At 65.1% G+C, this 13,923-nt stretch carries 9 protein-coding genes and 1 pseudogene; 6 read left to right on the forward strand and 4 right to left on the reverse strand.

Going from position 1 to position 13,923, the window contains the following annotated elements:
- Position 1: 1 nt before the first annotated feature.
- The 3 genes and pseudogenes from PMN64_RS03960 to PMN64_RS03970 all read right to left on the reverse strand — a co-directional run bounded on the left by PMN64_RS03960 (position 2) and on the right by PMN64_RS03970 (position 5,614).
- Positions 2-1,130, reverse strand: a pseudogene (locus tag PMN64_RS03960) (AAA family ATPase).
- Between the two features lie 116 nt (positions 1,131-1,246).
- Positions 1,247-4,402, reverse strand: coding sequence for a multidrug efflux RND transporter permease subunit (locus PMN64_RS03965; RefSeq protein WP_411779794.1), 3,156 nt, complete (start codon positions 4,400-4,402; stop codon positions 1,247-1,249).
- Between the two features lie 6 nt (positions 4,403-4,408).
- Positions 4,409-5,614: an efflux RND transporter periplasmic adaptor subunit gene (locus PMN64_RS03970; protein WP_411779795.1), complete on the reverse strand. Its 1,206-nt coding sequence runs from the start codon at positions 5,612-5,614 to the stop codon at positions 4,409-4,411.
- Between the two features lie 540 nt (positions 5,615-6,154).
- Here PMN64_RS03970 and PMN64_RS03975 point away from each other — a divergent pair.
- From PMN64_RS03975 to PMN64_RS03985, 3 genes are all read left to right on the forward strand, one after another.
- Positions 6,155-7,141 carry a hypothetical protein gene (locus PMN64_RS03975; protein WP_028342555.1) on the forward strand — a complete coding sequence of 329 codons (987 nt, stop codon included), beginning with the start codon at positions 6,155-6,157 and terminating at the stop codon, positions 7,139-7,141.
- A gap of 27 nt (positions 7,142-7,168) precedes the next feature.
- The gene (locus PMN64_RS03980) at positions 7,169-8,197 is read left to right on the forward strand and encodes a peptidoglycan -binding protein (RefSeq protein WP_411779796.1); all 1,029 of its coding nucleotides are present in this window, start codon (positions 7,169-7,171) and stop codon (positions 8,195-8,197) included.
- A 706-nt stretch (positions 8,198-8,903) separates the two neighbouring features.
- Complete coding sequence (locus tag PMN64_RS03985) at positions 8,904-9,176, forward strand: hypothetical protein (RefSeq protein ID WP_304498557.1); 273 nt, start codon at positions 8,904-8,906, stop codon at positions 9,174-9,176.
- Between the two features lie 110 nt (positions 9,177-9,286).
- Here PMN64_RS03985 and PMN64_RS03990 read toward each other — a convergent pair whose 3' ends face one another.
- Positions 9,287-9,607 (reverse strand): PilZ domain-containing protein, encoded by a 321-nt coding sequence (locus PMN64_RS03990; protein ID WP_411779797.1) that lies wholly within the window; start codon positions 9,605-9,607, stop codon positions 9,287-9,289.
- Between the two features lie 338 nt (positions 9,608-9,945).
- Between PMN64_RS03990 and PMN64_RS03995 the strand changes: the two genes are divergently transcribed.
- The 3 genes from PMN64_RS03995 (at position 9,946) to PMN64_RS04005 (ending at position 13,836) form a co-directional block, all read left to right on the forward strand.
- Positions 9,946-11,460 (forward strand): AMP-binding protein, encoded by a 1,515-nt coding sequence (locus tag PMN64_RS03995; protein ID WP_411779798.1) that lies wholly within the window; start codon positions 9,946-9,948, stop codon positions 11,458-11,460.
- Between the two features lie 144 nt (positions 11,461-11,604).
- Positions 11,605-12,576: a S1C family serine protease gene (locus PMN64_RS04000; protein ID WP_411779799.1), complete on the forward strand. Its 972-nt coding sequence runs from the start codon at positions 11,605-11,607 to the stop codon at positions 12,574-12,576.
- A gap of 177 nt (positions 12,577-12,753) precedes the next feature.
- The gene (locus PMN64_RS04005) at positions 12,754-13,836 is read left to right on the forward strand and encodes a phospholipase (RefSeq protein WP_411779800.1); all 1,083 of its coding nucleotides are present in this window, start codon (positions 12,754-12,756) and stop codon (positions 13,834-13,836) included.
- The last annotated feature ends 87 nt before the right edge of the window (positions 13,837-13,923 follow it).

Below are 13,923 nucleotides of genomic sequence, written 5' to 3' on the forward strand. Positions count from 1 at the left end.
TTTAATCGTCGTCATCCTCATCATCGTCGTCCTGCCCGTCACGAAATTCACCGCCGGCGGTCAGGCCCTCGATGGTGGTGGCGCCCTTCGCCTTGATCACCCGGCGCGGCGGGACCGCGCTCTCGCTGCGCAACGCCTCCATCAGCTGCTCCGAATGGGTGACGATCCAGATGTCGGCGCGGCGTGACGCCTTGGCGATCAGCCGGGCCAATGGCGCCAGCAGCGATGGATGCAGGCTGGTCTCGGGCTCGTTTAGCGCGATGAATGGCGGCAGCCGATAGCCCATGAACACGGCGAGCAGGCAGATATACTTCAGCGTCCCATCGGATAGCTCGTGCGCCTTGAACGGACGCGGCATGTCCTCCAGTTGCAACTGGAATTCACATAGTCCATTTTTTTCCCAAGCCCGCAGTTCGGCGCCCGGAAATGCGTCCATCCTGCAGATCGCCGGCATCCTGCCTGATCGTGAACAGGGTTGCCAACACGGCAGCCAGATCGTGGCCATCGGCGCTCAGCGAAGGTGTCGTGATCGCGAGACACGGCTTTCGTATCGGCGACGCCGGATCGGTCCGGAAGTCGTGATAGAATCGCCAACTCAGCATTGCATTTCGGATCAGGTCGATCTCGGGACTTCCCTTACCATCCGAAAATCCGGCCAGCGCGGTTTCCGACGGCAGCACCGCATCCTTGTGCTGGCTCCAGGTGCCGTTCTCATCGCGGACACTGACGAGTGAGTTGGTGCGCTCCATCATCAGTATAGTTTTCTTGCCGTGGGTCGCCTCGATCGTTTCGGACTTGATCATCGGCTCACCGGGAAATGCCGCCACGATCGGGCTCGGGAATCCGAGCTCGATGGAATATCTGACGTGGTCGAATCTCACAGCCAACCGCAGACGCGCATCGTCTCCGCGTCTGCGATTGCCGGACCAGAAGACGGAATACAAACCGCCTTCGTCGGAGATCGTGCGTGTGATCCGGCCGGTCGCCGCGTCGCGTAGCAGCGACAGGGACTTGTAGAGATTGGATTTGCCGACACCGTTCTCGCCGACGAAGACTGACAGCGGCTGGATGGGCATGAAGAGCCGCCGGATCGAGCGATAATTCGAGATCGCAATATCGCTCGGCCGCATCGCACGCCCTCAATCCCCGGGTTGCCCAAACGCTTCCCGTTCAATCCAGAGCTGCAATCTGGATTGGTCGGCCTGCGAAAGCAAGCCGCTGATCTGACCGGCGTCGGTCCCTGATATCAGTGACCGATCCTCGCCGGCGCGGGCGGTCCGTACGCCTCACCCTGCTCCGGCGCCGTCTCGCGGTCGCCGGCCAGCACGCGCTGCACGCTGACGAAGAACACCGGCACCAGCAGCAGCGCGAGGATCACCACCGCGATCATGCCGCCCATCACCGACGTGCCGAGCGCCTGCTGGCTGGCGCCGCCGGCGCCGGTCGCGATCGCCATCGGCAGCACGCCGCAGACGAAGGCCAGGCCGGTCATCAGGATCGGGCGGAATCTGAGGCTGCACGCCTCGATGGTCGCCTCGACCAGCGGCTTGCCCTGCGCGCGCAGATCCTTGGCAAACTCGATGATCAGGATCGCGTCCTTGGCGGCAAGACCGATGATGGTGATCAGGCCGACGGTGAAATAGACGTCGTTGGAGAGCCCGCGCATCGTCGCCGCCACCACCGCGCCGAGAATGCCGAGCGGAATGGTGAGCAGCACCGCGAGCGGAATGGTCCAGCTCTCATAGAGCGCGGCCAGCAAGAGGAACACCACCAGCACCGACAGCGCGAGCAGGAACGGCGCCTGCGAGCCCGACAGCTTCTCCTGCAGCGACTGGCCGGTCCATTCATAGCCGAAGCCGCGCGGCAGCTTGTCGGCGAGCCGCTCCATTTCGGCGATCGCATCGCCCGAGGTGAAGCCGGGCCGCGCCTCGCCGGAGATGCGCACCGCCGGATAATAGTTGAAGCCCGCGATCTGCGTCGGCCCCTTGGTCCACTCGATGGTGGCGAAGGCCGAGAACGGCACCAGCTGGCCGCGGCTGTTCTTGACGTTGTAGTTGAGGATGTCGTCCGCGTTCATGCGGCTGGTCTTGTCGGCCTGCACGATGACACGCTGCATGCGCCCGCGGTTCGGGAAGTCGTTGATGTAGTTCGAGCCGAGATTGGTCGAGATCGTGTTGTTGATGTCCTCGAAGGTGAGGCCGAACGCGCCCGCCTTCTCGCGGTCGATCATCAGATTGACCTGCGGAGCCGGCGGCAGGCCTTCGACATAGACCTTCTGCAGGATCGGGCTGGCATTGGCCTCCGCGATCAGGCGATCGGACGCCGCGATCAGCGCCGAGTAGCCCTTCTGGCCGCGGTCCTGCAGGCGGAACGAGAAGCCCGAGGAGTTGCCGAGGTTGTCGATCGGCGGCGGCTGCAGCGCCGAGATCCTGGCGTCGCGGATCGACGACAGGTCGCGGTTGATGTCGGCGACGATGGCGGCGGCCGAATCCTTCGGGCCGCGCTCCGACCAGTCCTTCAGCGTGATGAAGGCCTGCGCGGTGTTCATGCCCTGGCCGAGGAAGCTGAAGCCGGTGAGGAACGTGACGTTCTCGATGCCGGCGCGGTCCTTGAGGTATTTCTCGACCTGCTCGACCGCAGCTTCGGTCCGGGCATAGGACGACTCCGACGGCGTCTGCACGTCGGTCGTGATGAAGCCCTGGTCGTCGACGGGCAGGAAGCCGCCGGGCAACCGCACGAAGCCGTAGGCGACGCCGAGGAACAGCACGAGGTAGATCAGCATCAGGCGGCCGGTGCGCTTCAGCCCGGCCTGCACCGTGCTGACATAGCCGGCGCGGCTGGTGTCGAGCACGCGGTTGAACCAGCCGAACACGCCCTTGCTGGCATGGCCGTGGCCCTTCTTGACCGGCTTGAGCAGCGTCGCGCACAGCGCCGGCGTCAGCGACAGCGCGAGGAGCGCCGAGAACGCGATCGCCGCCACCATGGTGACCGAGAACTGGCGGTAGATGATGCCGACCGAGCCGGGGAAGAACGCCATCGGCACGAACACCGCCATCAGCACCAGCGTGATGCCGATGATGGCGCCGGTGATCTGCGACATCGCCTTCTTGGTGGCTTCCTTCGGCGGCAGGCCTTCCTCCGCCATGATGCGCTCAACATTCTCGACCACGACGATGGCGTCGTCGACGAGGATGCCGACCGCCAGCACCATGCCGAACATGGTCAGCATGTTGATCGAGAAGCCCGCGATCATCAGCGTGGCGCAGGCGCCGAGCAGCGCCACCGGAACCACGATGGTCGGGATGATGGTGTAGCGGATGTTCTGCAGAAACAGGAACATCACGATGAACACCAGCACCACCGCCTCGACCAGCGTCATCAGGACCTTCTCGATCGAGGCCTTCACGACGGGCGTGATGTTGTAGGGGATTTCGTAGGAGATATTGGCCGGGAAGAAGCGCGACAGCTCCTTCATCTTGGCTTCGACCGCGCTCGCGGTCGCCAGCGCATTGCCCTTCGGCGACAGCAGCACCGAGAGGCCGGCGGTCGGCTTGCCGTCCAGGCGCGTGTTAAACTGATAGCTCAGGCCGCCGATCTCGATCCGCGCGACGTCGCGCAGGCGGACCGTCGAGCCGTCGGCGTTGGCGCGCAGGATGATGGCGCCGAACTCGTCGGGCGAGGACAGCTGGCCCTTCACCAGCACCTGCGCGGAAATCTTCTGGGTATCGGTGCTCGGCTCAGCGCCGATGCTGCCGGAGGCGACCTGGGCGTTCTGCGCCGTGATCGCCTTGTTGACGTCGTCGGCGGACAGGCCGTAGCCGACCAGCTTGGCCGGATCGATCCAGATCCGCAAGGACCGCTCGGTCGAATACAGCGTGGCGCGGCCGACGCCGGGGATGCGGCGCACCTCGCCCAGCACGTTGCGGATCATGAAGTCGCCGAGGCCCACTTCATCCAGCGAGCCGTCGGTCGAGTTCAGCGTGATGATCTGCAGCACGGCGGACGAGGCTTCCTCGACCAGGATGCCCTGCTGGATCACGGCGCGCGGCAGCCGCGCCTCGACGCGCTTGAGGCGGTTCTGCACCTCGACCGAAGCCTGGCTGGTGTCGGTGCCCGGCTTGAAGTTGGCGATGATTTCGACCTGGCCGAGCGAATCGGAGGTCGATTCGAAGTTCAGGATGTTGGCGGCGCCGTTGAGCTCCTCCTCGATCAGCCGCGTCACGCTGTTGTAGAGGTTCTCCGGCGACGCGCCGGGATAGTTGGTCGAGATCGAGATCGAGGGCGGCGCGATGATCGGATATTGCGCGACCGCGAGCAATGGAATCGAGATCGCGCCGATCAGACAGATGAACAGCGCGACGACCCAGGCGAAGATCGGCCTGTCGATGAAGAAGCTAGGCATGCCGGATCACCGCACTGCGTGCGCGGTCTGGTGCGGATCCGTCGGTGCTGCAGCTGCGTCGACCTCGCGCCAGGCTTGCGGCCGGACCTTGTCGCCGGCGGCGAATTTCTGGAACCCCTCGACGACGACCTTGTCGCCGGCTTTCAGACCGTCGGTCACGAACCAGGAACCACCCTGCAGCGAGCCGGTGCGCACCGGCTGCACCGCGACGTGATTGTCGGCCTTGACGACGAACACCTCGCTGCCGCCGCCGCCATTGCGCTGGATCGCCTGCTGCGGCACGGCAATCGCATCGCTGTCGATGCCCTGTTCGATCAGCACGCGCACATACATGCCCGGCAGCAGGATGCGATGCGGGTTCGGGAACTCGCCGCGCAACGTCACCTGCCCGGTATAGGCGTCGACCTTGGCGTCGGAGAACAGCAACTTGCCCGGCAGCGGGTAGATCGAGCCGTCGTCGAGCACGAGCCGCACCTTCATCGCGTCGGGCGCGATACGGTCGAGATCGCCGCTCTCGAAGGCACGGCGAAGCTGGTTCATCTCGGTCACCGACTGCTGGAAGTCGGCGTAGATCGGATCGAGCTGCTGGATGGTCGCAAGGCTCGCGGCGTCGTTCTGCACCACGAGGGCGCCCTCGCTGACCAGCGCAGCGCCGATGGTGCCGTCGATCGGGGCGCGGATCGTGGCGTAGTCCAGATTGAGCTTGGCGCGCGCGACTTCGGCCTCGCGGCCCTGCACGTCGGCTTCGGCCTGCTTCAGCGTCGCGATCGCCTTTTCGTTCTCGGCTTCCGGCGCCGCACGCTGGCTGGTCAAGGTGGCGATACGGCGGGCTTGCAGCGCGGCCTGTTCGAGCACGGCTTTGGCGCGCGCCAGCGCCGCCTCGGTCGACTGCAATTCGACTTCGAATGGGCGCGGATCGATCTGGTACAGGGGATCGCCGACCTTCACCTCGCTGCCCTGATGGAACATGCGGTTGACGACGATGCCCGAGACGCGCGGGCGGACCTCGGAAACACGGGTCGGCGCGATGCGGCCTGGCAGCTCGCGCAGCATCGCGCGCGCCTGCGGCTTCACGGTGACGACGCTGACGTCCGGCTCGGGTACTTGTACGGCGGCGGTTGCGGTGTTCGGCTCGTCGCAGCCTGCAAGCAGTGGCGCCGTCACGGCCAGCATCAATGCAATGCATGCCGATTGCGCGCGAAGTCCAGACATTGAGATAATCGCCCCTGAAAGGTTTGAACAAACGAACGGCGGTGTCACGGCGACACCGCTCGTGTTGCTGCGATGAAAATAAAATCTGCTTGCTGCGACGCAATGCGTTTTTCGGCGGCTCAATGTCACAGAACGCTATCACCCTGATTTCGCGGCATCTTTTACCTTGTCACCGCATTGTGAGCGGGTTCCATCGCAGGCTGTGGGAATGCGTTAAGGTCTGCGTAAGCGGGAACCCCGCCATTTTGCCTGCGCAGAATGCCGCACCTCGCAACATCGAGACGATCGGACCGAATCACCGCGGGCCGCGCGCGCCTCATCCGAGGGTGCGCAAACCGAGCTCATCTCGCGATCCGCGAGCGGGACGCGCAGCTCTGTGGATGGCGATCCGCCGATCGGTCGGAAAGCCGTGCAAAGCGGCAACGGCCCACGAGATTCCAACCCAAGGTGCTGTTTGCTGCCCTTGGAATCGGCTTTCCTCACTTTGCCGCTGTGCCATATTGCTGAAAGATGCGGCCTTCGCGAACGGATGACCCGGCAATGCCCCCTTCCCGCTCCGACATGGAGATCGAATTGAGCAAGCTGTCCTCGCCCCGGATCTTCCTGGTGCGGATGCTGGTGTTCCTGGTGCTCTGCGGCCTGGTCGGGGTCGTGCTGTACAAGCAGATCGTCACCGCCTTCTTTGCCAATCCGGGGCTGAACGCCCTGATCGGGGCGGTGCTGCTGATCGGCATCATCCTGGCGTTCCGCCAGGTGATCCGGCTTTATCCCGAGGTCGCCTGGGTCAACAATTTCCGCATCGCCGATCCCGGCCTTGCGATCGAGCGCCGCCCGACGCTGCTTGCCCCGATGGCCGCGATCCTCGGCGGCGAACGCTCGGGGCGGATGTCGATCTCGCAGCAGACCATGCGACATCTGCTCGATTCGATTGCAACCCGCCTCGACGAAGCCCGCGACATCTCGCGTTACATGACCGGCCTGTTGGTGTTCCTCGGCCTGCTCGGCACGTTCTGGGGCCTGATCGAGACGGTGGGCTCGGTCGGCAAGGTGATCGACGGGCTCAAGGTCGGCGGCGACTCGGGCGCGCTGTTCGATACGCTGAAGGAGGGCCTCGCCGCGCCGCTCGGCGGCATGGGCATCTCGTTCTCGTCCTCGCTGTTCGGCCTCGCCGGCTCGCTGATCCTCGGCTTCCTCGACCTGCAGTCGAGCCAGGCCCAGAACCGCTTCTACACCGACCTTGAGGACTGGCTCGCCGGCACCGTGCGCGGCATTTCCGGCGATGAAGCCGGCGTTTCCGGTAACATGCAGGGCGCGATCGACCGGCTCCGCACCGCGCTTGAGGAAGGCGGCGGCGGCCGCAGCACCACGGCCGCGATGGCCAATCTTGCCGAGGCGATCCAGGGGCTGGTTGCGCATATGCGCACCGAGCAGCAGATGATCCGGGAATGGGCCGACGGCCAGGGCGAGCAGAACCGCGAGATCAAGCGGCTGCTGGAACGCCTCGCCCGCCAGCCAGAGAAGAGCTAGCCGGGGAGCAAGCCCAAGGAGAGACCCATGGCCCTCGCCCGCTCGCGCCGCAGCGAATCCGGCTTCAACTACTGGCCCGGCTTTGTCGACGCATTGTCGACGCTGGTGCTGTCGATCGTGTTCCTGCTGTCGGTGTTCCTCGTCGTGCAATTCTTCCTGTCGCAGGAGGTCACCGGCAAGGACAAGGCGCTGGAACAGCTCACCGCCAAGATCGCCCAGCTCAACGACCTGTTGTCGCTGGAGAAGCTCTCCAAGCTGACGCTCGACGACCAGGTGGCGCAGCTCCGCGCCGGGCTTGCTTCCGCGGAAGGTGAGCGCGACCGCATGAAGGGGCTCTATGAGGGGCTCGCGAGTTCCGGCAGCGACGCGCAGGGCCGCGCCAACGAGCTCAACAAGGCGCTGGAGTCCGAGAAGGCCGTATCGTCGCGCGCGCTGGCGCAGATCGAGCTGCTGAACCAGCAGATCAGCGCGCTGCGCCGCCAACTCGCCGCGCTCGAAGAGGCGCTCGACGCCTTCGAGAAACGCGACAAGGAATCGCAGAACCGCATCGCCGATCTCGGCCAGCGCCTCAATGTCGCGCTGGCGCAGCGGGTACAGGAACTGTCGAAATACCGCTCGGAATTCTTCGGCCGGCTGCGTGCGATCCTCGGCAACCGTCCCGATATCCGCGTCGTCGGCGACCGCTTCGTGTTCCAGTCGGAAGTGTTCTTCGACACCGGCCAGGCGACGCTGCTGCCCGAGGGCAAGACCGAGCTCGAAACGGTCGCGAGCGCGCTGATCGATCTCGACAAGCAGATCCCGCCCGAGATCGCCTGGGTGCTGCGCGTCGACGGCCACACCGACGTGCGGCCGATCAACAGCCCGCTGTTCAAGTCGAACTGGGAATTGTCCTCGGCGCGCGCGATCTCGGTGGTGCAGTACCTGGTCTCGCTCGGCGTGCCGGCGCAGCGTCTGGTCGCCGCAGGCTTCGCCGAATTCCAACCGCTCGACACCGCACAGACCGAAGACGCCTACAAGCGCAACCGCCGCATCGAGCTGAAGCTGACGGAACGCTAGGACGACGGCGCCCGGCCAACCAGTCGTCATTGCCGCGTTCGACTGTGTTTGCGTGCACACGACACTATCCGTTCGTCGTCCTGGCGAAAGCCAGGACCCATAACCACCGCATTTGATGATGAACGGGATCGCGGCTCCAGCGTCGCGCAACAATTGAGATTTGGGATAATGGGTCCTGGCTTTCGCCAGGACGACGGTGAGGATGGGTTGCAATTCAAGATGTCAAACAGCGCGGTGTCGTCACCCGCGCATGCGGAGGCGGCGAGCCGGGCGATGACGGTGCGGATGCCACACACACGATCGTCGTCCTGGCGAAAGCCAGGACCCATAGCCACCGCACTTGATGATGAACGGGATCGTGGCCCCAGCGTCGCGCAACAATTGAGATTTGGGGTAATGGGTCCTGGCTTTCGCCAGGACGACATTGAGTGTGTGGCGCGGTCCGTGAGTCACACATCCGCATTCTCGCGACATGAATGTCCAAACTTCATGCCGAAAGATCCGCAACGACCGGCGAGGCGTCGCCGTGATCGGTCGAGACCCTTCATTACACGGATATTTGCTTCGTCCTGGCGAGGCGTCCGGGAACGCATCAAATGCGGCTGGCGTTATGTTGGTATCGCAATCTCGCGGGCTTGGCGGATATCTCGTCTCCGTCGCGGCTGTGCGTATGCCCCAGCCTCACCGCGCCATCTCGGACCTGCGCATGCTCAAGACCAAATTCGCCATCATCATCGCCGCCGGCCTCATCCTCGCACCAGCCCAGCTTCTCGCGCAGAACACCGGCGGCACCCCGCTGCCGCCGAGGCCAGGCGACCGCGCCGCGCCGTCGAACGGCGTCGGCGGCACTGCGCTCCCGACCCAGTCCGGCCAGCGCGTCGCACCGTCCTCCGGCACCGGCGGCGGCAGCGCCGCACCGGCGCTTCCGGGAGGCCCGACCGGCACCACCGGCAATGCCGACACCCCGCAGCGGCGATGACGTGAGCCACGCTTGCGGGACGTTCTGGCGTGAACAATTGAACGCGCAGCCGATGCGATCGGCGATGTCTGCGCCGACGTCCCTTCGAACATTGATTGATGAACGCTGCGCTAGATCGCGCCGGCCGGCTCCGCGGCCGGTTCAACCGGCTCGACTTCGGCGGTCACGAATCTGAGCCCGTAGGTCTTGCCGCGACGCCAGACCACCTCGCAAGGATAGCGCTTGGCATGATCGGCGAGCAGCGTCAGCGCGAGGCGGTCCTTCACCTCGAACTCGACCTCGGTCGTGATCTTGGCGCCGCCGGGCGAGATGTCGACCACGGCGCATTCGCTCTCGGTCGCGCCATCACCGACCGTGATCCAGGCCGCACGATTGTTGAGCTGGCGCCGCGGCTCGCGACTGACCTTGATCCGTGCTCCATTGCTCGCCATCGTCGCCGTCCTTGAAGCCATTGGTCCTTGAAGGCATTCGTCCTTGAAATACATTGCATGCCGCGCACGTCGATCGACGCGCCCGGCATAGAACCGCAACGGCCACAATGCCGGCCCCCCGTAAAGCCCGGCTTAGCGCGATCGCTTGAACTTTACCGGAATCTTGACGGGGCTTTTAGCGAACAGGGATTCTACAATTCCATCAGCGGGATACCGGCCGCGTCGGCAGCCATCGGCTTGACACGGAGACCGCACTCTTGGTGAAGTGGCGGCTGTGGCCTTGGCCACATCCCTGCAACAAGAGCGCTTCAAGCCGCCTTTTCCGACGGAAACGACCCATGCTGATCCCCCTCGCCGACGTGCCGCGCTGGTATGCCGAACGCAAGCCCACGGATGCGATCGCCATCAGTCATGGCGCGGATGCGTTGACCTGGCTCGAGCTCGAGCGCCGCGCCAATGCACGGGCGCGCGCCTTCGCCGCCAAGGGCGTCAAGCCCGGCGACTTCGTCGCGATCGGGCTGCCCAACAGCAACGCGTTCTTTGAGACGACCTTCGCGGTGTGGAAGTGCGGCGCGACGCCGACCTCGCTGTCATGGCGGCTGCCGCGCGGCGAGGCCGCTGCGGTGCTCGAGATTCTGAAACCGTCGCTCGTGGTCGGCGGCGAGGCCGACTGGAATGCGCCGAATTCGCTGCCGGTGAATTTCGTGCCGGATGGATTCTCCGGGGAGCCGCTCGATGCGCCGGTCGCGCGCTACTGGAAGGCGATGACGAGCGGCGGCTCGACCGGACGGCCGAAGGTGATCCTCGATCACAACCCCGCGGTGATCGAAACCACGGCCGAGGCGACGCTTGGCATTGCGCGCGACACCTCGCTGCTCAATCCAGGGCCGCTCTATCATAATGCGCCATTCATCCTCTCGCACTTTGCGCTGTTCGGGGGCGGAAGGGTCACCGGCATGGTGAAGTTCGACGCCGAGGAGACGCTGCGGCTGATCGAGCGCGAGCGCGTGCAATGGGTGAATTTCGTGCCGACCATGATGCACCGGATCTGGGCGCTGCCCGAGGAGGTGCGCAGCCGCTACGACGTCTCCAGCCTGAACATCGTGTTTCACATGGCAGCTCCGATGCCACCCTGGCTGAAGGAGAAATGGATCGAATGGCTCGGCCCCGAGCGGATCTGGGAGCTCTATGGCGGCACCGAGCGGCAGGGCGCCTGCGTGATCTCGGGCACCGAATGGATGGCGCACAAGGGCTCGGTCGGCAAGATCGGCGAGACCGCAAAGCTGCGCATCATCGGCGAGGACGGCAACGACGTCGCGCCCGGCGAGACCGGCGAAATCTATTTCCTGCCCAATGACGGCGCCGGCTCGACCTATCACTATCTCGGCGCAACGCCGAAGCGGCGGCCGGACGGCTGGGAATCGCTCGGCGATATCGGCCGGCTCGACGAAGAGGGCTATCTCTATCTCGGCGACCGGCTCGCCGACATGGTGCTGCGCGGCGGCGCCAACATCTATCCGGCCGAGGTCGAGGCCGCGGTCAGCGAGCATCCCGAGGTGCGCTCCTGCGTCGTGGTCGGACTGCCCGATCCGGAATTCGGCCAGCGCGTGCATGCGATCCTCGAGCTCGCCGACTGCGCCGATGCACAAGCGATCGCCGACGGCATGGGCGATTTCCTGAAGGACCGGCTCAGCCGCTACAAGCATCCGGAAAGTTTCGAGCGCGTCGCCACCGCGCCGCGCGACGATTCCGGAAAGGTTCGCCGCACCATGCTGCGCGACGAGCGCGCCGCGTGGATCAAGGACAACCGTGCCTTCCGCATCATGCCGGCGCGTGCGGCAAAAACCGAATAGGTTCAATTATCTTGCGAGGGACAGGTCTGCACGCCACATGAGCTGTGCAGGCGGCTCTGCAAGGTATATCATTCCATCTTCCCTGCCGGCAGAACCTCGGTCTACCTTGAGGTTCCAGCGCCCTGCACGCCAGGAGATCCCTTGATGCCCTCCACGACCGAATGGAAAGTGCCCGCGGCCTTTCAGCCTCGTCCCGAAGATTACCGCTACGATCTCGATCGCGCGCTGATGAGTGTGGTCGGGCTGCACTCGATCATTCCGCCGGATGCTTTCAGCGCCGAGACGCTCGGCACCGAGCGCGCCGGCAATGGCGTCCTGATCGACGACGGGCTGGTGCTGACGATCGGCTATCTGATCACCGAAGCCGCCACGGTGTGGCTGCATCTCGGCGACGGCCGCGCGGTCGAGGGCCACGCGCTCGGCTTCGATTTCGAATCCGGCTTTGGCCTGGTGCAGGCGCTCGGCCGACTCGATCTCGCACCGCTGCGGATCGGCTCGTCGGCGGCGACCCAGGTCGGCGACAATGTGGTGCTCGGTGGCGCCGGCGGCCGCACGCGCTCGGTCGCAAGCCAGATCGCGGCGAAGCAGGAATTCGCCGGCTACTGGGAGTATCTGCTGGACGAGGCGATCTTCACCTCTCCGTCGCATCCGAACTGGGGCGGCACCGGGCTGATCAACAATGCCGGCGAGCTGATCGGCATCGGCTCGCTGCAGCTCGAACGCGAGCGCTCGGGCCACGCCGAGCATGTCAACATGATCGTGCCGATCGATCTGCTCAATCCGGTGCTGGACGATTTGCGCAAGTTCGGCCGGGTCGACAAGCCGGCGCGGCCGTGGCTCGGCATGTTCACGACCGAGATCGACAACCGCCTCGTGGTGGTCGGCGTCGCCAGCAAGGGACCGGCGGCGCGCGCCGAACTGAAGACCGGCGACGTGATCCTCGCGGTCGACGGCGACAAGGTGACGAGCCAGGCCGGCTTCTACCGCAAGCTCTGGTCGCTCGGCGCGGCCGGCGTCGACGTGCCGCTGACCATCTATCACGAGGGCGTCACCTTCGACGTCACGCTGACCTCGATCGACCGCATAAAGCTGTTGAAGGCGCCGCGGCTGCATTGATGATCTTCGGACCGATCCCTTTCTCTTCACCTCTCCCGCTTGCGGGGGAGGTCGCATTGCATCGCAGATGCAATGCGGGTGGGGGCTCTTTCCATGTAACGGTTCTCGCTTGCAGTGCGTCTGCGGCCACGAATCAAGCTCTCCTCTTCAAGCTCTAACCATCAAAGGACAGCAACGATGAGCGAGGCGGTGGTTGACGACATCGTGGCCGTGCTGCCGCCGCTGCTGCAGACGCTGGAGTCGCTGTCCTTCGTCGCCCGCAACCTCAACCCGCCGGACTTCGATCGCGTGATGCAGATCGCGGGCGAGCCCGAGGAGGCCTTGCAGGCGGTGCGGCCGCGGCTTGCCGATTGGCCGGAGAAATTCGCGCACATCAAGACCGCGCTGGAAGCCGCGATCGAACCGGCGCTGTCAGGCTATGCGGGCCTGCGCGCCGTGCAGAACGGCGAAGGCGATCTGGTCAGCGTGTTCCGCGCGCTGCGCTATCTGCCGCGGGCGCAGGAGGCGCTCTATCCCTTGACCGAGTTGCCGCCGGTCAGCGGTTTCTTCATCGCGCCCGATCTGCGCGAGAATACCGAGCTGCAGGCGAAGCTCGCCGCCAAGCCCAACGCCGACACCGGCATCTTCCATGAGCGCAACGAGCCGGGCAGCCGCGGCGGCTTCTCGATGTACGTGCCGGAATACTACACGCCCGATCGCACATGGCCGCTGGTGATGGCGCTGCATGGCGGCAGCGGCAACGGCCGCGGCTTCCTGTGGAGCTGGCTGCGCGATGCGCGCAGCCGCGGCGCTATCCTGGTGGCGCCGACCGCGACCGGCCAGACCTGGGCGCTGATGGGCGAGGACACCGACACGCCAAACCTCAACCGCATCCTTGACCAGGTGCGTGCGCGCTGGAAGATCGACGAGACGCGCATGCTGCTGACCGGCATGAGCGACGGCGGCACCTTCAGCTATGTGAGCGGGCTCGACGGCGCCTCGCGCTTCACGCATCTGGCGCCCGTTGCGGCGACCTTCCATCCGCTGATGGCGGAGATGGCCGACGCGGAGCGGCTGCGCGGCTTGCCGATCTTCATCACCCATGGCCGGCTCGACTGGATGTTTCCGGTGCAGACCGCGCGGCAGACGCAAGGCCTGCTAGCGGCCGCCGGCGCCAAGGTGACCTATCGCGAGATCGACGATCTCAGCCACACCTATCCGCGCGAGATCAATGCGGAGATCATGCAGTGGATGAACGGAGCAGCTACTGGCGACACATGAGGAGATCTCTTCCGTCACCCTGAGGAGCGCGAAGCGCGTCTCGAAGCTGTCTCTTATACACATCTCCGAGCCCACGAGACTTAGGAT

This window comes from Bradyrhizobium sp. UFLA01-814 (genome assembly GCF_046718885.1).
Taxonomy (GTDB): domain Bacteria; phylum Pseudomonadota; class Alphaproteobacteria; order Rhizobiales; family Xanthobacteraceae; genus Bradyrhizobium; species Bradyrhizobium elkanii.